Source organism: bacterium (assembly GCA_035505375.1).
Classification (GTDB): Bacteria; Hydrothermota; Tepidihabitantia; order Tepidihabitantales; family Tepidihabitantaceae; genus UBA2258.
Genome location: DATJQV010000081.1, coordinates 242,079 through 263,016 on the forward strand (window position 1 = coordinate 242,079; position 20,938 = coordinate 263,016).

At 61.1% G+C, this 20,938-nt stretch carries 16 protein-coding genes; 1 reads left to right on the plus strand and 15 read right to left on the minus strand.

The window, feature by feature from the left end; all coding sequences use genetic code 11:
- Positions 1–175: 175 nt before the first annotated feature.
- The 7 genes from VMH22_14125 to VMH22_14155 form a co-directional block, all read right to left on the minus strand.
- Positions 176–2,356: a polysaccharide biosynthesis tyrosine autokinase gene (locus tag VMH22_14125; GenBank protein ID HTW92824.1), complete on the minus strand. Its 2,181-nt coding sequence runs from the start codon at positions 2,354–2,356 to the stop codon at positions 176–178.
- A gap of 64 nt (positions 2,357–2,420) precedes the next feature.
- Positions 2,421–2,963, minus strand: a complete 543-nt coding sequence (locus tag VMH22_14130; protein HTW92825.1) for an SLBB domain-containing protein — start codon at positions 2,961–2,963, stop codon at positions 2,421–2,423.
- 196 nt (positions 2,964–3,159) lie between these two features.
- Positions 3,160–4,386 carry an OmpA family protein gene (locus tag VMH22_14135; protein HTW92826.1) on the minus strand — a complete coding sequence of 409 codons (1,227 nt, stop codon included), beginning with the start codon at positions 4,384–4,386 and terminating at the stop codon, positions 3,160–3,162.
- Positions 4,383–6,563, minus strand: a complete 2,181-nt coding sequence (locus VMH22_14140) for a nucleoside-diphosphate sugar epimerase/dehydratase (GenBank protein ID HTW92827.1) — start codon at positions 6,561–6,563, stop codon at positions 4,383–4,385. Before VMH22_14140 ends, VMH22_14135 begins: the two co-directional genes overlap by 4 nt.
- 895 nt (positions 6,564–7,458) lie before the next feature.
- Positions 7,459–7,830, minus strand: a complete 372-nt coding sequence (locus VMH22_14145; GenBank protein ID HTW92828.1) for a hypothetical protein — start codon at positions 7,828–7,830, stop codon at positions 7,459–7,461.
- Between the two features lie 1,161 nt (positions 7,831–8,991).
- Entirely contained in the window at positions 8,992–10,368 is a 1,377-nt protein-coding gene (locus tag VMH22_14150; GenBank protein ID HTW92829.1) for a hypothetical protein, read from the minus strand.
- Position 10,369: 1 nt separating this feature from the next.
- The gene (locus tag VMH22_14155; GenBank protein HTW92830.1) at positions 10,370–10,870 is read right to left on the minus strand and encodes a hypothetical protein; all 501 of its coding nucleotides are present in this window, start codon (positions 10,868–10,870) and stop codon (positions 10,370–10,372) included.
- A gap of 176 nt (positions 10,871–11,046) precedes the next feature.
- On the opposite strand from VMH22_14155, the gene VMH22_14160 reads away from it, so the two are divergent.
- Complete coding sequence (locus tag VMH22_14160; GenBank protein ID HTW92831.1) at positions 11,047–12,195, plus strand: aldo/keto reductase; 1,149 nt, start codon at positions 11,047–11,049, stop codon at positions 12,193–12,195.
- Positions 12,196–12,351: 156 nt separating this feature from the next.
- Here VMH22_14160 and VMH22_14165 read toward each other — a convergent pair whose 3' ends face one another.
- From VMH22_14165 to VMH22_14200, 8 genes are all read right to left on the minus strand, one after another.
- Positions 12,352–13,047, minus strand: coding sequence for a tetratricopeptide repeat protein (locus VMH22_14165; GenBank protein ID HTW92832.1), 696 nt, complete (start codon positions 13,045–13,047; stop codon positions 12,352–12,354).
- A gap of 86 nt (positions 13,048–13,133) precedes the next feature.
- On the minus strand, positions 13,134–14,927 hold the full coding sequence (locus VMH22_14170) for a BatD family protein (GenBank protein HTW92833.1): 1,794 nt from the start codon (positions 14,925–14,927) through the stop codon (positions 13,134–13,136).
- Positions 14,924–15,589: a tetratricopeptide repeat protein gene (locus VMH22_14175; GenBank protein ID HTW92834.1), complete on the minus strand. Its 666-nt coding sequence runs from the start codon at positions 15,587–15,589 to the stop codon at positions 14,924–14,926. Before VMH22_14175 ends, VMH22_14170 begins: the two co-directional genes overlap by 4 nt.
- Positions 15,573–16,655 carry a VWA domain-containing protein gene (locus tag VMH22_14180; protein ID HTW92835.1) on the minus strand — a complete coding sequence of 361 codons (1,083 nt, stop codon included), beginning with the start codon at positions 16,653–16,655 and terminating at the stop codon, positions 15,573–15,575. The genes VMH22_14175 and VMH22_14180 overlap by 17 nt, the downstream gene beginning before the upstream one ends.
- A 109-nt stretch (positions 16,656–16,764) precedes the next feature.
- Positions 16,765–17,742, minus strand: a complete 978-nt coding sequence (locus VMH22_14185; protein ID HTW92836.1) for a VWA domain-containing protein — start codon at positions 17,740–17,742, stop codon at positions 16,765–16,767.
- Positions 17,739–18,833: a hypothetical protein gene (locus tag VMH22_14190; protein ID HTW92837.1), complete on the minus strand. Its 1,095-nt coding sequence runs from the start codon at positions 18,831–18,833 to the stop codon at positions 17,739–17,741. The genes VMH22_14185 and VMH22_14190 overlap by 4 nt, the downstream gene beginning before the upstream one ends.
- Before the next feature lie 10 nt (positions 18,834–18,843).
- A complete protein-coding gene (locus VMH22_14195; protein HTW92838.1) occupies positions 18,844–19,743 on the minus strand; it encodes a DUF58 domain-containing protein in 900 nt (299 codons plus the stop codon).
- A 41-nt stretch (positions 19,744–19,784) separates the two neighbouring features.
- Complete coding sequence (locus VMH22_14200; protein ID HTW92839.1) at positions 19,785–20,774, minus strand: MoxR family ATPase; 990 nt, start codon at positions 20,772–20,774, stop codon at positions 19,785–19,787.
- Positions 20,775–20,938: the final 164 nt, after the last annotated feature.

Genomic DNA, 20,938 nt, shown 5'->3' on the forward strand with positions numbered 1-20,938 from the left:
ATGACTACCGCCGGTTGCAGAATCCCACTGCGGCGTTCTCGTGCTGCCCTTGGTGTTGATTGGAGCCTGAGTCGATGCTCAAAACCTACGTCCCTGGCCGACGGCCTCATCACCCTCGCATAGACCGTAGACCACAGACCGGCCCGAGTCATTAGTCACGGTCTCAGGTCCGATCCTAGGTCTTCGTCGTCTGGTCCTGTTCCTTTGCCGCGGCCGCAGCGTGCTTCGAGTACCGATAGTGATACTTGTAGTAATAGTAGTAGTAACGGCCATAGCGGCCGGAGCGGTTCACGTCGTTGATCACTACTCCACATACTTGGGCGCCGCTGCCGAGCATTGCTGTACGCGCGTGGTCGAGCGCCTCCAGCGCGGTCCGTCCGGCGCGCACCACCATGATGGTAGTATCAACGAGCGCGCCAAGAATCGGGCTGTCAGCCGCTACCAGGACGGGTGGCGTGTCAATGATGACGTAGTCGTACTGCCCGGCCAGCCGCTTCAGAAGGTCACGGGTGGCGTTTAACGTAAACAGGTCTGCCGGGCTCGGCGGCGTCGTCCCGCAAGTCAGACAGTAGAGCCCCTCCAGTCCGGTCGCAAAGATGGCCTGGGCCGGGTCTGTATTGAGAACTATGAGGTCGGACAGGCCCGGCTTCTTGCCGCGTTTGAAGACGTGATGCAGCATCGGATGGCGCAGGTCGGCATCTATGAGCAGGACACGCGAACCGGCCTGGGCCAGAACTGAAGCCAGGTTGACAGCGACTGTCGACTTGCCTTCGCTCGGACCAGGCGAAGTGACGGCCAGGAGACGCACCGGACGCTCCGCGCTGACGAACGCGAGCGCCGTACGCAGCATGCGGAAAGCCTCTGCGCCCGAGGACTCCACGTCGGTGTGGGTAATGAGGTGAGAAGATATTTCCTCACGACGCATTCGCCGGCCCCCGGTCAACAGCTGAGGTATGCTGCCCAGGACTGAGTATCCGTAGTGCTCCAGTTCGCGCGTGCCGTGGATCGAGTTATCGAGGAATTCCGCCGCCCACACCGAGCCCAAAGCCATGACCAAGGCCAGCACCAGCCCGAAGCTGAGGCGTGAATGGACGTTTGGCTGGGTCTGATTGGCGCCCGCGGCCCGGTCGATTATCTGGACCGACGATATTTTCCCGACCTCCTGAATCCGCGCTTCCTCGAAGCGCTGGGACAGCAGGTTGTGGACCTGGCGTCCGGTTTCTACATCTCGAGTCAGCTTGGCCAGCTGGCGCTCGGCCTCAGGCAGGCGAGCAATCCGGGCATCGAAGCTGGACCTGGCCGAGTCCAAAGCGGCCTGACGGGCTTTGGACGCAGCCAAGGTCGTGCCGAGGGTGAGTTCCATCTCGAACAATCCGCTCAGGTGTCCGACCGGGTCGGCCAGTCCCTGCTGGGCAATCAGGACCTGTGTCTGCGCTCGCAGCCGCGTCCGGGTACTGTCAGTCTGGCGGTCGAGACCCTGGACGCGGTCGGAGTTCTTGTCGAATCCGTGGATCAATAGGTTCGTCTTTTCGACCTCGAGCTGGTTCAGCGAAGCCTTGAGGTTCGTGACCAGGGGCGACGAAACGGCGTTCGAGTCCGCCATACTCCTGCCCTCCCGCTGAATCTCGTTACGCACCTGTGCGAGCTGGGCCTCTGTACCCTTGGCCTCGATGATCGCCTCCTGGTATTCGGCCCCGAGCTGGGACTGTCGACCGACCAAGTCCTGAGTTTCCTCGTTTATGTTCGTGAGTTTGTGCGTCGCCTTGAACTCCGCGAGATTGTGTTCGCTCGAATCCAGATTGTTCCCGAACTGAGCCAACTGAGCCTCGATGAACTGCCGGATTGCTGTGACGGCAGTCCGGTTCAGGTCCAGGTCGTACTGCTGGTAGGCATCGACGTAGCCGTTTGCCACCTCGACGGCACCGTTTGCCGTTGGCGCCGATACCACGACTGAGACGAGGTCGGCGTCCTTCATCGGCGCGGCCCTGACCGCTGCAGCGGGCAAGATTGACGGATCGGGCAGGCTCTTGGCTACTCGGTCGCGCATGCTCTGACTCTGCAGCAGCATGACGACGTTGCTGATGTTCGGCTGCGTCGGCCAGACGATGGCGCCGCTGCCGAAGATATCGCTCGGGCTGTTCGTTGACACCATCAGCGTTGCGTGGGCTTCGAAGACCGGCTGGGTACGGACGATGGAGAGAATGACCAGTCCAAGAACCCCCAGAAACACGCCGGCCGCCATCCACTTCCATCTTACGAGTATCTCCAGGTAGTCCTGGAAGCTCGTCCGCGCTTCAGGTGCCGGAGCGCTCGGTCCCGTCAAAGGTCCTAATGCGTTGTTGGTTGGCTCGTTCATCGTTGCTTGCCCGTTCTTTCAGCGCTACAAAAGGGAACGAGTCGCAGACCCGCCGGAACCGGGCTCATCCGCCCCTCGCCCAAGTCATGAATGTAATGGCCAGCGTGGCCAATGAGGCGACCACGGTCACCACGGATATTGCGTCGGTGATGACGTACCAGGCGGAGTTCGGAATCATGACCACGTCCCCGGGCGACAGCTGAATGACCTGCCCGGAGGCGAGCACCTTCTTCAGGTCGATCCGCGTCCGCGTCTGGGTAATTGCCCGGACCAGGACTATGTGCCTCACGTCCGCCGTTGTGGTCGGCCCTCCTGCCGCGGAAAGCAACTCCACCAGGTCCGGATTGACGCTGAGTTGGTATGCGCCGGGCGCCCTCACCTGTCCCCACACGTAGTACTTGACAACCGGATTCAGCGGCTGAGTCTGGGCCGGCGTCCGGCCGGCGAATAGCAGCAGCCCGGCGAGAACCGGTACCAGGAACCGTGGGCCGAGGACTGAGGACGGTGAACCATGGAGACGGAACCGCAGACGTCTCTTCTTGCTGACCGCAGGCGAACCTGATGCGCGCTCTGCTGCGCCCGGCATACTGCAAACGGCGAACTGCAAATCGGTCCTCCTTATCGTAGGTCGTGCGTCATTCATGTAGTGACCCTTGTCCCGGTCGGCCTTTCCATACTCTGCCCCACGTCACGCGCTGCGTCCCTCGTGCCACCAGTTGCCGCCGTAGCTCGATTCCGCAGCCATTACCCTGCAACCACGGACATCGAGCTACGACCGATGGACACGCTTCGCTTGGCTCTACCTATTGCTCCAGTTCAAGCTGGAAGTAGACCGACCGGTGCATCGGCAGCGGCCTGCCCGTCGACACTCCCATGCCCCGTGAGCTCAGCTTGTCAGCCGGGACACCCAGCGATTTGAGATACGCAAGTGCGGCGTTCGCCCTGCGTTCCGACAGGGGACGGTTATGTTCAATCGTGCCCTCTTCGGACGCGTAACCCAGGAGCGTCACCGACTTGATGTTCGGGTGCGACAGGATTACGTCAGCGTTCCTCCGCAGAGTGGCGGCGGCCACCTCCGTGATGTCCGACTTGTCCCACATGAACCAGATGGGATATAGCCTGATGACCGGTGCGATCGGCGGCAGAGTCTCAGGCGGCGGAGTCGGCGGAAGCGGTTGCGGCCGTGTCGGCGGTGTTGGCGCCTTCGGTTGCGCCCATGGGCTGAACTCGTACGTTGCGCCGAGCTCGAAGCGTCCGAACCGGCCTTCGTCCTGGCCGAAGAGCAGACCTTCCATCTTGTTCCACGCAATATTCGCGCAGACCGGGCCGAACTTGGCCTTGACTCCGGAGTTCAGGTCGCGGCTTGACCCTTCGAGCACCAGCGCGACCTTGGGGCTGACCCACACTTCTCCACCTCCGAACAGGGCGAAGTCCCAGCTGTGGCCCTTGCTGGAGAAGACGCCGGTGTTGAAGTACTTGCTGCGCTCGGAGTACCCGACGAAGCGCCCGCGGCCGAGACCGACGTGTATCCGGAGTATGCTCGATACCGGGATACTCGTCACGGCGTACGCCGAGAAGTTCTCGGGCTGGCGATCGTACTGAGGGAGGGCCCGATTATATTTCCAGTCAGGCCAGGCATTCGCGGTGTCGTGGCCGATAGGCGAGATATCGCCGTGAAGCCCTACGTCAAGGACACCGAGTGCCAGGCCGAATCGGTTGGGATCACCACCGATGATCTGGTACTTTGCGTCAAGGACGTAGTCCGCGAACGTGTAGGCAGTCAACGCAAAGTCCAGATGTCTGACCGGCGAGAATCGCACGTTGGCGTCGACTTCCGGGTAGTTTGCGTTCATGTCTGTCTTCAGGAGCGGACCCGTCAAATCAGCTGAAACCGCAAACGTACGCGCCGGCAGTACGTCGGCAGTCGGCGTCTCATACAGAAGCGTCGGGCTGTTGAACCGGGCCGGAGCCGAGCCGGCGAGCACCAGCAGCGCGAGTACGACCAGGCCCGGCAGATTCTTGGTACTCATGATTCCTCCCTTATGTCAATGGAACTCGTGTTCTCCCGGGAATACCGGGACATGACCGCAACGACACCTGGCGCGGAGTGCGTCGCAGTCGACTCTGCAATTTCGGGGCGTGGCGCCAGCCTCCCGGCACCGGGATCTCCTGTCGGCGTGCTCTGCGGCTGCGCCGAGGGATCGGTCGGTTTCGCACCGCTTCGCTCAGCGCCAGACACCCTCTGAGCAGTGGGCGGATACTCCGCCACACCCGAGGCAGTTGGCCGGCCATTCTTATAGCCCGTGTCCGGGCAATAGCTGCTGACTTGCTTGGCGATCTCGGCACGGATCCGCTCCGCGTCCCCGCTCTTGACAACCTGGTCCAGCCGTCGCAAATCGTCGAGCACTTCCGGATAGCCGGATGGTCTCGAAATGCGGGCCCGATAGATTCGCCGATTCACGGTCGCGGTCGTGCCCTCCTCGGCGGTCAGCAGCTCTTCGAGCAGCTTCTCGCCCGGACGCCGGCCGGTGTAGACAATTGGTACGTCGACATTTGGCCGCAGCCCTGCATGGCGGATCATCGTCTCAGCCAAGTCCTTTATTCTGATCGGTTTGCCCATGTCGAGGACGAATACTTCCCCGCCGCGGCCGATCGCCACTGCCTGCATTACCAGCAGGACTGCTTCACTTGTGAGCATCACGTAGCGCTTCATCTCCGGGTCAGTGACCGTGACCGGCTCGCGGCGCATGATGGCGTCACGGAAGATGGTCGTGACACTGCCCCGGCTGTCGAGCACGTTCCCGAACCGCACCGCCAGGAATCGGACTCCGCCGGAGTCGTTCATGGCCGTCACAACCCTCTCCCCGATCCGCTTGCTCGCGCCCATCACGCTGCTCGGGTTCACCGCCTTGTCGGTTGAAATGTAAACGAAGCTCTCGGCGCCGTGGTCAATGGCGGCGCGGGCCACGAGGTGGCTGCCGTGTACGTTGACGCGTATAGCTTCGGCCGGATGGAACTCGAGGATTGGAACGTGCTTGTAGGCGGCTGCGTGGAACACGATGTCCGGCCGGGTCTGCCCGAAGATGCGGGCGACGTCCGATTCGCGGGTGATATCGCCGAGGAACGGCATCACATGGGTTTTTGGGTAGGACGTGCGCAGGTCTCGTTCGACGTAGAACAGATTTGAGTCGTCCCGTTCAAAGAGGACCAGTATTGCCGGGTCGAAACGGGCAAGCTGGCGGCAGAGTTCGGACCCGATCGAACCGCCCGCGCCCGTAACCATGATGCGTTTCCCGCCGAAGACGTGCTGCATCTCGCGCGGGTTGACCCTAACCGGCTGCTGACCGGTCAGTTCGTGGATGGTCTGACGTTCCAGGGCTCCGATGTCCGCTCGGTCATCGATCAAATCCGCCATGGACGGAACCAACCGCACCTCCAGACCGAGGTCGTTGAGCCGCTGATAGAATTCACCGATTGCGAATGTCGGGTCGGAACTGAGAAAGACGAACACCGTGTCGATTCGATGCCGGGCCACGACGTTCTCTATGTCATCGTACGTCCCGAGGACCGGAAGGCCCTGGCTGACTGTGTTCCGATTGTTCGGTTCGGGGTCGATGAAACCGACGACCCGATAGTTGAAACTCGGGGTTCTCCGCAGCGTATCAAGCAGGAAATAGCCCTTGTGCGAGCACATCACCAGCAGCGCCCGCTTGCCGGACTTCGGACGAATCACCTCGGCATAGAAACGCCGGCTGGCGCGGACGGCGACGACTCCGCAGATACTCAGCAGTCCCCACGTGACGGCCGGCCACGGAGACAGGCTGCCGAAAACTCGCGCAGCAGAAAGGCCACCAAGCAGAGACGCGGTGCCGATGCTGGGCAACATGATCCGCGGCACGTCAACCAGCGAGAAAGTAGACCACCTCAGTCGGTAGCTTGAGAAGAGAAACCCCAGAACTGCCTGGCAAGCTATTGCAGCGGCCGTGAATGGCGCCACGCCGTGCTCGTAATAGGCAACACCAGATCCAACGTGGCGGATGACGGCCAGATGGGTCAACACGCTCGCGCAGACGACCACGAGCGCATCGGTGATGACGTAGAACAGGGTGCGCTTCCAGGTTCTCGGCACGAACAGTGACCGAACCCAGCCTGTTGACCTTCGTTCTCCATACTCGTCCGCACGCTCGGCGGCGTTGCAGGGTTTCACGATTGCCGATTCTACCGGCTCGCCGCCTCATGTCAAGCGTTCAAGTGTTGCCTTACCCATGCCACTATCTGCACTTAGCTGATGACATGCGGCTGGCGAGAGAGGGCCGCTGCACGGAAAGGTGCCGGAACTGCTCAAAGGTCACTCGAATGTCGGTCGGCCATGTCGTCCAGGTTCACGCAACTGCCCAATCTGAGCGTGCCTACAAGATCCGCCGGCTGTGAGCCGCGGCGATCCGTGACCTCGGGCGGACACCCTTCTCCTCCTCGGGCTGCCGCCACGACCGCGCCTGCCGGCCAGCAGGCAAACCATATGTAAGCTCTCCGACCTGGTCTCGTGCCCGCTGCGCTTCGAGATACCCAACCCCATGTGGATGGAAGACGCCAAGGCGACGTGAACCGTCCTAACTGGCATCGGGCCAGTCCGTGTGTGAAACGCAGGAAAGAGACCGCTGCGGACACGCATTGAGGAATACTCATGTGGGCAAGAGGTTGATCCCCGACCGCTTCCATGCTGTTTCGCGCGGTTGTCGTTGTCTGGTCATTGACCGGGAACTGCGAACGGTGACTTGGTTCCGGTCGGTCGCGTCCACTTGCGGGATTCCTTCTTGACGCACCACATCTCTTCGCCTATCATCCCACCGTGATGAAAGCGGCCGCTGGAAGCGGACGGGCTGACGCGACGATGGTGTTGTGTACGGCTGGATCGCTCCACGACCCTCGTAAGGGAACGAAGTGACGTGAATGGTCGGCGACACAATCGCCTGACTGGCCCCGCGTCCGATGGCGAAGTGCCACCTGTCCAACGTCGGCGGTGGGGCGACGCACTTCGCGGGCTGCCTGCGTTTGCGCGCCCCAACCGCTACGACGGTACGACTTCGGACTCGCGCGTGCCGCTACGGCTCGGGCGCCGGTACACTGAAGACCTGGAAACGTATAGCAGCGAGCACGTTCGGGTCGAGACCGCGACGCTGCCACTTCTCCAGTAGCACCTGCGCTTCCTTCGCCAACGTCGGGCCGGAGATGGTCCGGCCGTGTGAAAGCCGGAACAACTGCCGGGCGTAGTCGAGGTAGAAGACAATGAACATCGTGTCGATGCCGCTTGCGGATAGCACCTGCTTCGTGTCCGTCTCCATGGCGCACAGGGCAATCAACGAAGCCTGGTAGCGTTCGCTCATTTCGTCATAGATGCGGGCAGTTGTTTGCGCTGCAATCTCGGGCGAGTACTTCGCCTTCCAGCGCGAGAGTCTCCGTGTTACGTCGGACATAGTGGGTCTCCTTTCAGGCCGTCAGGCCTGGTTACTGACATCTCGAACCTTCAAGGCCGTCTTGGTCATTGGGACTTGGGCATTAGTCCTTACTCCATGTGGCCCTCACTAGTATTAGTGAAACCTGAGAGGCAAAACGCAACATGGAACTTCACAGCGCGGTGCAGTCGGGACTTGAACCGGCATCGAGGGGGTCAATCCGGGGGTGACTTCGGTATTCAAAGCCGCACACGATGCGGTTTTCAATGTAGCCGTCAATCAAGGACTTAGCGCGCGTTTCAGCTCCGGGCAGAGCGCCGAACTCAGCGCAGCCCTCAACGGCGCAATCAAGACTGCGACCAACTTCGCCTAGACTCTGGACCTCAACGCCGCAGTCAGCTTGGAATTGAGTTCCGCGGCGAGTCGCGCAACCAGCGCCAGCCTGACTTGCGCGCTCAGCCGTGAGTTAGGTGCGGCGTTCAGTTACGGCTTCAGTGTGACTGCCACTGCCGAGTTCAGGATGGCCTAGAGCCGCGCAATTCCAATGCGGGTGCTTTGACCCGCCTTGCGAAGTCAGGCCATGCCAAAGCCAGGCCGAGACCAAGGTCGACCCAAATGCGGCCGGTAGCCGGCATTCCGAAGGAACGTCTGCACCCCTGGCTTCGGAATCGCGCGGCCCGTAGCGCTTCGGGTCTCGCGTCTCACGCGCAGTTGGGCCTCACAAAGCACCCGCCAAAGCTCGTCGGGAAGTTCGGTTCGAAGCTCGCCGGAGAGCATCGCAGAATGCATACTCGAAAGCTTACTTCATGGCGTCTTCCATCGCTCAGCTCAAACCTCGTCACATCGCATCAAGCATTGCTCGTCTCAAAGCTCAGCGCATCGCTTGTTAGATTGCTTACTTCAAAGCTCCTTCGAAAGCTCGCGTCAAAGCTCCTCTGAAAGCTCAACTCAAAGCTCATTTCAAGGCTTGTTTCATGGCTTCTTCGAACGCTCCTTCGAGAGCTAGCCCGCAGGCGACCCCTATATGCGGACTTTCCGCAACACGATAGGGCTTAACCGACCGAGCGTGATGAAGTTATGCTCGGTCAGAGAGAGTCACTAAACCGTCAGTTCTTTTGGGCTTTGTGTGACCCAGAAATCCGCCCGCGCGGCAGGAAACCGGTACAATTCCAGGCACCTTCTTCACCTCGTCCGGTACTTCAGGACGTAGATGCCGCGCACGCGTGATGAGACGCGGCTGACCCCGATGTCATACGTGGCGCCCTTCTTGTCGAGACCAACTATCGCTCCGGTCCAATCCAAATCGAACAGTCCATCAGGACCCTTGTTCGTCCAGGGCCGCCTCCTCTCCCAAACAGGTCTTCCTTGAGGGTCGTACTTCACGAGAAAGGCGAAGAGGCTGTCGACAGCGGTGCCTTTCCCGGTTCTGTACTCGTCAAGGCCGTCCCCTGTGATGTAGATATTTCCTGAATCGTCAACACTCATGGGGCAGAAACCCGGATGATCCTCATCATATCCTTGTCCGTACCCAAGCTCGAAGTCGCCGTTCCCGTATTTGCTGAGCCAGAGCTGATTGCCCAGGGAGTCGTATTTCACCAGCGTGATCGTGTCCCTGCCGCTGGCGACATAGACACTCCCCTTGTGAAGCAAGAGGAACCCGTCACCTCCCTCATTGTTCTTGGAGTGCGGATACTCCCTTGTCCACATCACCTTGCCGGACGAATCCATCTTCATAGTACTGAATCTCTCAGGCCCGTCGTGTGTGTTGGCGTGCCCCGTAGTGTAGATGTTGGCGTTCTCGTCAACCTGGCTCCACTCTATGTCGTCCCACGTGCTGTCCCCTTCTCTGTAGGTTTTCTGCCAAAGCACTTGGCCTTGACTAGAAAGTCTTACTACCAGCAGGTGGGGAGGCCAGCCTTCGGGGCGGGACGCGATGGTCATGGCAAGGTATGCTCCCCCGTCGTTGAGAATGTGGAACCTGCCGCCCCACGACAGGGACGTGGTCTTGCCGGGCGTGTAACTCATTACGTTCGCTAGCACGCCGTCCGGCCGGTACTTGATGATCCGCACAACCGTGCAGGACGCCGAGTCAGACTTATCACATACGTGGACGTTCTGGCTGTCATCGAGGACTATCGATCCGACATAACTGTACTGATACTGAGGCGGCGGTTCACCATAGCTCTTAGCCCATTCCAAATCACCACTCGGCGTGTATTTCAGCGTGTGGAGCCAACCATCGGAGGTATCGTCCGAGAAGCCGGTGACATAGATATTCCCGGACTTGTCTCTCGCCGCCCCGACCGCAGTGACACCATCGTACGTCCTCTCCCAGACCAGATGGCCGAGTGAGTCAATCTTGAGCAGGAGCAGGTCGGGACGTTCTGGTTTCTTCTGCGACCATCCTGCGACGTAGACGTTGCCCGTATCGTCGAAAAAGGCGGCCAACGGTTGGGACTCTCCAAACTCGCTGGCCGGATATGTGAACAGCCACGCCGTGTCGGGTTGAGCGAGGGAAACGGCGATGAGTGCGAACGCGAGCAGCAGGGATTTGAGCAAGCTACTGGCCGGTTGCGCCCGTCTTGGGTCCCGGTGTGGCTGGGGCCTGAATCGGCACGCTCTGCGTTTGCTTCTTCACAGGCTGTATGGGCACAATCGGCGTGACCTTCGGAACAATCTTGCCTTCGGGCAGCCGGACAATCTGTCTTGCATCGCTGACCTTCTGGAGGGTAGCCTTGAGCGCTTCTCCAGCCGTACCCGTAGAGCCACCTGGGGACTTGGCGAGTGCGACCTGGAGCCCAGCGAGGTCCTGTTGAATGTTGAGCAGGGCATCGGTCATCTTATCGAGCTTTGCCTCGGCCCGCTGCTGGGCCTGCTCGGCCGCGATAGCCCGGCGTTCCTCCACCTTGCCGCTTTCCTGGACGAGCACGACCGAGCCGGCGCCGCCGATGATGATGAGTGCGGTGGTCACGAAACGCATCACCGCGTTGCGCTGGCCGAACAGTTTCACTACGCCCAGCAGGCCGGTTGCCGCCGGGACAGCAATTTTGAGTATTTCCATTATCGCTCCTTGTCTGCCATGGTCTTGAGGATATGCCTGGATTCAGCAACAGTCAAGCCGAGACACAGAAGACTCTCTTTGTGTCTTTGTGCCTTTGTGGTTAGCTCCTGTTTCGATTCTCGCAAGGACAGATGGAAGTTGCAGGAGTCGTTCGCGGCTGTTAGAATTCGTGTCTTATGAAGTACCGCACTCTCGGCGCAAGCGGCATCAAAGTGCCGGCACTCGGTTTCGGCTGCATGCGCCTGCCCATGCTCCCCGGCCGGAAGAACTCGAAGCGCCGCTGCGGCGTTGACGCGGACGAAGCCGTGCGGATGATGCACTACGCCTTCGAGCACGGAGTGAACTACTTCGATTCGGCTTGGGGCTATCACATGGGCTGGAGCGAACCGGTGCTCGGCAAGGCGCTCGCCGGACTGCCGCGAGACAAGGTGATGGTCACAACCAAGATGCCCGTCTGGCTGGCAAAGAAACCCGCCGACTTCAGGCGGCTGCTCTCGACCCAGTTGCGCCGGCTCCGCACCGACTACCTCGACTTCTACTTCCTGCACGCGCTCAACGCCAAGTCATTCGAGCGCGTGCGCCAACTGGGCGTGTTCGACTTTCTGGAGTCAGCCATGCGCGAGGGCCGTGTCCGGCACACCGGGTTCTCGTTCCACGACGGCCCGGCCGCGTTCAAGCCGATAGTGGACGCCTACAACTGGACCACGTGCCAGATTCAATACAACTTCGTTGACACTCGCTACCAGGCCGGCACGGCAGGACTGCACTACGCTGCAAAGAAGGGGCTCGGTGTCATTATCATGGAGCCGCTGCGCGGTGGCGACCTTGCCGGGCGTGTTGCGCCGAGCATCAAGGCGCTCTGGGACTCCTCTCCAGTCAAACGCACGCCGGCCGAGTGGGCGCTGCGCTGGCTCTGGCGCCAGCCTGAAGTGTCGATGGTTCTATCCGGGATGAGCACGATGCAACAGGTGAAGGATAACGTCCGCTACGCGAGCCGCAGCCGCGTCGGGGCGATGTCGAAGGACGAACTCGCACTGGTGTCCCGGGTCCAGCGTGCCTACCGGAAGCTGCGGGGCATCCCTTGTACGGGTTGCGAGTACTGCATGCCTTGCCCGTCGGGCGTTGCCATACCGCGCAACTTCGCGCTCTACAACGACTGGACCATGTTCCCAGGCTCAGACCAGGTGAAGCTCGTCTACCGAACTTGGATGGATGCCGCGAACCGCGCTTCTGCCTGCAAGGAATGCGGCAAGTGCGTATCCAAGTGCCCGCAACAACTGCCCATCCCGGAGCTGCTCAAGAAAGTCCACTCGGCGCTGTCGTAGCGATTGGCGATCGGCGAATAGCGACTTGGGATCGGTGTTCATCAGTGCTGGCCTGTGGCTAGTCTCCGGTCCGCTCCGATTCCGGACCATCTGTGCAATCTGCGTAATCTGCGGTTCATCTCCGGTCCGTTCCGAGCCTGGCCTCAGAGGCCTCGGCTAGCGGGCGAAGATCTGCTCGACTGAGTTCGATTCCACCCAGCCGCCGTCGCCACCCGGAATCTGGATGAGGACGTAGTCCGGTCGCCGCTCGCGTACCATCACCTCAAGCCCGTCGTGGACGACCGCAATCTCTTTGTAGTCCGGGCCCGGGCCGCTGCGCAAAGTCAGCTCAGGTTGAACTACGACCGCATGCGCCGGGTTGGTGACCTCACCCCAGCTTATTGCGGAGATGAAGCAGTAGAGAAAGACGACGCCGAGCCCGATGGCAATCCAGCCGAACAGACGCTGGCCGCGAATCAGGAGCAAGGCCAGCGCGGCCAACGCCAGGAAGAAGAGAAGGCCAGCGAGCACCCGCGCCGACGCCGCGTCGGGTACGCACAGCAAGGCCGTGAACATCCTCATGAGCGGGTTGTCGATGGTGAGAGACTTGTCGGGACGGTACTGCCGCGCGAAAGCAAGGTTGTAGCCGATGTCCTTGTCATGCGGTTTGAGTACGTACGCCCGGTTGTAGTCAGCGATGGCCCGGCCGATTTCCCCGAGTTTGAAATGGGCGTCGCCTCGATTGTACAGCAGTTCCGCGCTGGTCATCCGCGCGGCCGCGCTGTCGTATAGCGTGACCGCCTGCTGGTAGTTGCCCACCTCGTAGGCCGCGTTCCCTCGGCTGAACAAGTCCGCCGGGGAGGCCGATGCCACTGCAAACTGCAAGCTGCAAGCTGCAAAGGTCAAGATGCCGAGCCACTTGACCACTAGACCACTGGACCACTGGACCACTTTCCTTCTCACAGCCTCTCCAAAACCGTTCTCGCCTTTTCCAGCGTCTCCTGCGGCGTGCACCGCGTCATGCCGGGCGAGAACCGGGCCGCGTCGCACGAGGCGATCAGGTCGAGCAGGCTCGAAACCGTGTCCGCGTTGATGTTGCGACTGGACAGCTCTGCCTGAATCTGGTCACCGGTCATGCCGGATGTTTCGAGGTTGAACCGGTCGCCGACGTAGCGCACCACTGCCCGGTTCAGCGCAGCGTGGAACTCCCGCTCGTTCCCCTGTGCGAGGAGCCTGGTCGCCTCGGCCAAGCCCTTCTTCACCAGCCGGCTGGAGCGACTGCGCCGCGCGTAGCCGCGGTCCTGTTCGAGACGACGGCGATGCCGGCCCATCATGACGCCGACGCCGAACACGACAATACCGGCCGGGTAGAAGAACCACCCGAGATTGGCCAATGGCGAATGGCGATTGGCGATTGGCGAGACCGGACCGAGACCGGGCTTGATGTGCAGGATATCGGTGCCCAGTGTCTTGACGCCGGTCTCGGTTTCCGCGAGCGGCGTCTTGCCGGTGGCGCCGGTCGCCACGAACTCAAGGCGCGGCGTCGTCTGGGTGTAGTAGCTGCCGGTCTTCGGGTTGAAGAAGCCCATCTCAATCTCGGGAATCACAAACTTGCCGTCCGCGGTCGGAATCAGCGGGTAGTTGAAGATACGTTCGCCGGCAATCCGTCCGTCCTGTGTGCTCGTGTTCTGCTTCGTCTCCGGACTCAGCACCTTGACGCCGGGAATGGCTGCGAGTTGCGGCTCGCCCACCAGCCCGATGTTGCCGGTGCCGGTAACCTTGACGGCCAGTGTGATGGGCTCGCCGCCGACCGAACTGTCACCGCTCAAAGAGGCGGCGACCTTGAAGTCACCTACCCCGCCGCTGAAACCCTGCGGCTTGCCCGCCTCGGGTAGCGGCTTGACGTTTATCGTAATCGGGTCGGACGACGCCTCGAACGGCTCGGCCGACTGGAAGATGAACCCGCCGACGACTACCTGGCCGCTGACCGTCATCTTGTCGACCTTCACCTCGCCGGACTGCGTGGGGAAAAGCGCGACCTGCTTCAGCGTCGCGGCGTTGTAGCGCTGACCGTTGTAGGTCGCGGTACGCCAGTTGAGTTCCTTGGCGTCAAAGAGCGGCTCGGTCCAAGTGCCGGTGAAACCGGGCATCGCCTTGACACCGAGGTCACCGATCTGGGCCTGCGTGTAGAGGACAAAGGTGACCGTCACCTGCTCGCCCTGATAGACCGTGGTCCGGTCAGTGGATGCCGTCAGGTGGACGCCGCCACGGCCCGAACTGCTGGGTTCGGGGCTGCCGGGAAAACCGAAGGGCGATTGCTGTTGCTGCTGCTGGCCTGGGGGCGGGGCCTGACTCTCTTTTGTGACCGTTATTGAGATGGGCTGCGTCTGGTAGGTCGTTCCTTTGAGGGAAAGTTTGAAAGGCGGGATGGTGAGGCTGCCGACCCGCTTCGGGGACAAAAAGTAGATGAAGCTGATGCTGTTCTGCTGGCTCATTCGTCCGTTCACGAACGAGATGTTGGTGGACTGGGACGACGTGCTGCCGAGTTGGTCGAAGTCATCAAGCGCAGGGACCTCCGGACGCGGTGCGCCGATGTTCGTGCCCTCAACCGTTACCGTAAGCTGGAACTGCTCGCCCAGGCCGACCGTGGTCCGGTCAGCTTCAGCGGAGAAGTTAAGTTCTGCGGCAACTGTCGCCGACAATAGGACCGATAGGACCAATAGGACGGATCCGACCGAGAACCAGCGACTCACCAATCCTGCTCCACCTGCTTCTTGCCGCCGGCCTGGTGCTGCTTCTTCTGCTGGTCCTTTTCCTTGTTCTCGACTGCCTGGACGATGCGTTCGGCCTGATTCCGGTCCATGCCTTGCTTCGGCTGCTGTTGTTGCTGGTTCTGCTGTTGTTGCTGTTGCTGTTGTTGGTTCTGCTGTTGCTGCTGATTCTGCTGCTTCTGTTGGGAGCTATCCGGCTTGTTCTGCTGTTCCTGCTTCTTCTTCAGGCAGAACTCGAGGTTCTGTTTTGCCTGCCTGTCGTTCGGGTTGATGGCAAGGGCGCCGGCGTACGCCTTGATTGCCGGGTCGAGCTGACCTGCTTTGAATGCCACGTTGCCGGTATTATACATCGCATTTGCCCGGCGTTCAGGTTTCTTGTCGATCATCACCAGCTCAAGCTCGCGTGCAGCATCCTGATAACGGCCGAGCCGGAAGAGGGCGTTGCCCAGGTTGAAGTGAATGGCGGTCGCGTCCGGCACCAGCACCTCGGCCATCTGATAATGAGAAAGCGCCTCGTCGTATTTGCCGCGGTTGTACAGACCGTTTCCCTGCCGCATGAGGCCACCGACATCAGCCGCGTGCGCGGCAAGGACAAAGGACAAAGTACAAAGGACTAAGAACCGAAGCCTATGCTGCTTCTTCATCTTGCATCTTGCCTTTTGCATCTTGCACCTTGCCCTTTGCGCGTAGCCATTTGACCTGCGCCCACGCTCCTCTACGGTTACTCAGCCCGAGCCCCGCGATGAAGAGGACGAACGCCACCATGAGGAACAACTGGTAACGCTCAACGTAGTCGGTGAACTGGCCGCCGCCGATATCTTTCTTACGCATCTGGTCGAGTTCGGCAAGGAGTCGGTCGCTCGAGAACCCTTCAACCCGCAGGAACCGGCCGCCGGTCGCCTGCGCCATCACGATGAGCTCGCGCTCGTTCATCCGCGACATCACGACCTGCCCGTTCTTGTCCTTCTTGTACGCGGTGAGATTGCCCTGCGCATCGTAGTCGGGAATCGGCGAGCCCTCGGCGGTGGCGAAGGCAACGGGGAATATCCGCACATGCTGCTCGGCCGCCCTTTGGATTGCCTGTGCCGTGTTCTTGCCAAGGTCCTCGCCGTCGGTCACCAGCACCAGCGCCTTGTAGTTATTCTCTTTCGGGTTCAGGAGCGAGAGCGAAGCGTCGATCGCCTTGCCGAAATCGGTACCGGGCACGGGCATCATGTCCGGGCCGATGATGTCGAGGAAGAGCTTGGCCGCATCCGCGTCCGTAGTCAGCGGGCACATGACGTAGGCGTCCCCGGCGAATCCGACCACGCCGATGGCGTTGCCGGTCAGGCCATCGATAAAGGATTCGAGTTCGGTCTTAGCCCGGACCAGCCGTGAAGGCTTCACGTCCTGGGCCAGCATGGACTGCGAACCGTCCAGAGCAATCACGACGTCAATGCCCATGCCCTGGTACATCTGCAGCTTCTCTCCCCACTTGGGTCGGGCCGCGGCCAGCAACAGGAACGCAAGCGCGGCGAGCAGGAGCAACTGTTTGAGCGTGGCCAGGCCCGGGGACAGGGACGGCGTCAGCCGGTCGACCAGTTCTGCGTCAATCGCCCGCGACAGGACCCGCCGCCGGTTCACCCCGCGGAAGATGAGCAATGAAATCCCCAGCGGGACCGCGAGCAGGAACCAGAGGTAGATGGGCTCGCCCCACTTAATCACAGGCACCCCCGGATAATGCAGAAGTCAGAATGCAGAAACCAGAAGTCAGAAAGTCCGGAGCCCGAATTCTGCATTCTGGTCTCTGACTTCTGAATTCTGATTTCTCCGGTTCCGCTCATGGCAGCCTCCGGAATACGGTCATCGCCAGCGCGGCTCCTGCACCAAGGGCAAGGACGGAGAGCAGCAGCCAGAGGCCCGCGAGTTCATTGTACACGGTGTACTGCTTGACCTTGAATGTGGTCGGCTCCATCCGGTCGATCGCGTCGTATATCTGCCCGAGCGCCTGGGCATCCGAGGCAAGGAAGCTCTTGCCTCCGGTCATGTCAGCTATCTGCTGTAGGGTCTGAGTATCAAGGTCAATCTGCACCTGCACGTAGCGGCGGCCAAACATCGGGTCATTCACCGGGTATGGCACGAGCCCCTTGCTGCCGACGCCGATGGTGTAGACCTTGATACCAAAACTGGCCGCGGTTTGGGCCGCGGTAATCGGGTCGATGTCGCCCGTGTTGTTGACGCCGTCGGTCAGCAGGATAATCACGCGGTCCTTGGCCTTCGAGTCCTTGAGCCGCGCCACGGCGCTGGCAAGCCCGAGACCGATGGCTGTGCCGTCTTCGAGCATCCCGAAGTCAACGCGGTCAATAAGGTTCTCGACTATCTGGTGGTCGTTGGTCAACGGGCACTGGGTCAGGCTGGTCGCGGAGAAGATGACAAGGCCGATGCGGTCGCCATTGCGCTTCTCGATGAACTCCTTCGCGCGCTGCTTGGCCACGGCCAGACGATTCTGGGGCGAAAAGTCCTCGGCCTGCATCGAGCCCGAGATGTCGAGGCAAAGCATGATATCGATGCCACGCGTTTCGACCTCCTGGAACTGGCGGCCACGCTGCGGCCGAGCCAGAGCGATTGTCATAGTTACCAGCGCAAGCGAGTAGAACGTGTGGACGATGATTCGCCCGTAACTGCCGCGCGGCGTTGAGCTGCGCAGGAATCCGATGTCGCTGAACACCACTGCGGCGCGGCGCTTGATCAGTTGCCACCAAACGTAGGCCGGCACCAGCAGCAGGAGCAGGAAGAACCAGGGATGGGCGAATCTCATGGCTTGACGTTCTGACTGGTCTGACCCGTCGGACTTGTCTGACTGGGCTCGGGCTTCGGAGTGGTGACTTTGACCAGCTCGCGCGCCGTGGCGATGACCTCCGCTGCCTCCGTGGCGGGCGGCACGAACTTGGCGTACTTCACCATGTCCGCTCGCTGGAAGAAGTCGCCGAAGCCCTCGCGCTCCGGTGTTTTCGCTGCCTTCATCGCCCGCAGAATCTCGGTGGTCGTCTGGTCGAGGGCCGGGAATCCGAACCGGCGGGTCAGGTAGCGCTTCAACACTTCCGAAACCGTATAGTAGTAGCGCTTGAAGTGACCTGACGCAAGCCAGTCGTCGGCCGGCACCTTGTCGAGCGCGGCCAGCGCCTCAACCCAAGGGTCGGGTAGCGGCGTGCCGTACAGCTTTATCCGGCGGTAGCGCTGGTAAAGACGCCAACCCACGTAGCCCAGACCGGCCGCCGCTAGTATCCCCAGGATAATCCATATCGGCAGGAAGTTCGGGAACTGCACCTGCGGCTTCAGGTCGTTGATGTCCTTCATGTCCTTGGGCATCACGCTTGCGACCTTGACCGGTATCGAATCCGAGGCAGCGGCGACGACTTCGCCCTCTGCCGGGTAAGGCACGATGAACGGCGGCATCTTGGGCTCGCCGGTCGCGAACGCCGCCATCGTCAGCGTGTGGACATCGACAATCGTGTCGCCCACGTACCGGGTGATGCTCTTCCGGTCGAGAATCATGAACGGGTCCAGGTTCGAGCTGAACGGCTCGCCGACCTTGGTGTTGCGGTAGTGCCGGACTGTCAGCTCCAGCTTGAACCGGTCCCCGACGGTCAGGTCCCGCTTGGGTCGGGGCAGAAGCTTCGCGCTCACTGACACCGGCCCGCCGGCAACAATGCGGTATGTAGGCGTGGTATCGCGAGCAACGGTATCACGGACGGTCGTGTCCCGCGCCGCAGCAGAGTCAGGCGCAGGCTGCGCCAGGGTCGGTCCGGGAATCAACCACAAAGACACCAAGACACTAATAGTCCAGAATCCGACTCGGACTTTGTGCCTTTGTGTCTTAGTGGTGAGATTCCGTGCCGGTCTGTGCATTCGACCTCTCCTACCTGTATCTCCGCGCCCGCTTCTGGAAGAACTGGTGCAGCTTCTTGGTGAAGTCCTCGGCAGTCGAGACCGGAATGTGGTCGATGCCGAGCTGCCGGAACAGCTTCTCCGCCGCCTCCTGCCGCGAAGCCTGAGCTGCGGCAAAGCGCTTCCGGAGTACGGGGTCGGATGTATCCACAGTGGCGAGCTCGCCCGTCTCGGCATCCTCCATCTCAACGAGCCCCAGTTTGGGCAACTCCTTCTCAGCCGGATCGCTGACTGAGACCACGACGAGGTCGTGTTTGCGGGCGACGATGCCGAGCGGCTGCCGGATTGTCTCGGGTCGATATGATTCTCCCATCAGGTCGGAGATCAGAAAGACAATCGACCGGCGCTTGAGTACGTGCATCAGGAATTCGAGAGCCTGTTTGGCGTCCGTGCCGCAGCGTTCCGGCTCAAAGTAGAGGATGTCACGAATCAAACGGAGAACGTGAACCCGGCCCTTCTTGGGCGGCACGTACTTCTCGATATGGTCGGTGAAGAAAACCAGCCCGACCTTGTCGTTGTTGCGGATGGCGGAGAAAGCAAGCGTGGCCGCCACCTGCGCGGCCTGCTCCAGCTTGAACAGCCGCTTCGTCCCGAACCGGTCCGAGCCCGATGCATCCACGAGCAGGATGACAACCAGCTCGCGTTCCTCGGCATACTTCTTTACGTAGGGCCGGCCGAATCGCGCCGTCACCTTCCAGTCTATCGTCCGCACGTCATCTCCGGGCAGGTACTCGCGCACGTCGAGGAACTCGATGCCCCGGCCCTTGAAGGATGACTTGTAGTCGCCGGAGAAGAGAGTATTGACCAGCCGCCGCGTACGTATCTCTATCTGGCGAATATGCGAGCGACCAGCAGTATCCGGCCGCTTCACGTTACGGCCGGTCTGCTTTGTTGGTTTTCCTGGGCCGGGCCTCACGGCACTTCGACGCCTTCGAGCACCCGCTTCACGACGTCGTCGGTCGTCAGTTCCTCGGCCTCGGCCTCGTAGCTCAGAATCAGGCGGTGCCGGAGGACATCCGGCGCCAGTTCCTTGATGTCCTCGGGAATCACGAACCCGCGCCGGCGCAGGAACGCCATTGCCCGGGCGGCGGTCAGCAGGTAGATTGAAGCCCGGGGCGAAGCACCATACCGAAGCAGCGGCGCGAGGTCGGCGAGGTTGTAATCCTTCGGCTGCCGGGTCGCGAAGACGATGCTCAGTATGTAGTCCTTCAGCTTCTCATCCACGTATATCCGCGTGCAGAGCGACCGGGCGCGGATGATGGCGGCCGGCTCGACAACGGGCGATGCCGTCGGCTCTACGCCGGTTGTCATCCGGTCAACGATCTGCTTCTCTTCTTCCTTGCTCGGGTAGCCGACGCGCAGCTTCAGCAGGAACCGATCCGTTTGTGCCTCAGGGAGCGGATAAGTGCCTTCCTGCTCGATCGGGTTCTGGGTAGCCAGCACGAGGAACGGATCCTCAATCTTGAACGTGTCTTCACCGATCGTGACCTGACGTTCCTGCATCGCCTCCAGCAAAGCGCTCTGCACCTTGGGCGGGGCGCGGTTGATTTCGTCTGCCAGCACGAGGTTGGCGAACACCGGACCCTTGCGCGAGGTGAACTCGCCGGTGCGCTGGTTGTATATCTGGGTGCCGGTGATATCGGCAGGAAGCAAGTCGGGTGTGAATTGTATCCGGTGGAACGTGGTGGCAATCGCTCGGGCCAGCGTCTTTACCGCGTAGGTCTTCGCCAGTCCCGGCACGCCCTCGATGAGCACGTGACCATTCGCCAGCAGCCCAACCAAGAGCCGGTCGACCAGATACTTCTGGCCGACAATCACTTTGCCGACCTCGTTCGTGATTGCCTGGACGAAGAGGCTCTCGCGCTCAATCTCTTCGTGCACTCGCTTGATGTCGTCTTTCAATTCTTCCATAGACTCAGGTTCCTTTCGGGTTGCGCATTAACATAGACTTCGCACCCGCTCTTGGGGTTGCAGGTAGTCGTGCGGTGCCGGGCATCCATAAATCACTAGACACCACAACCGGCAGAGCACCTCGCCGACCGGACAACGCTCCAGGCAACAGCGCT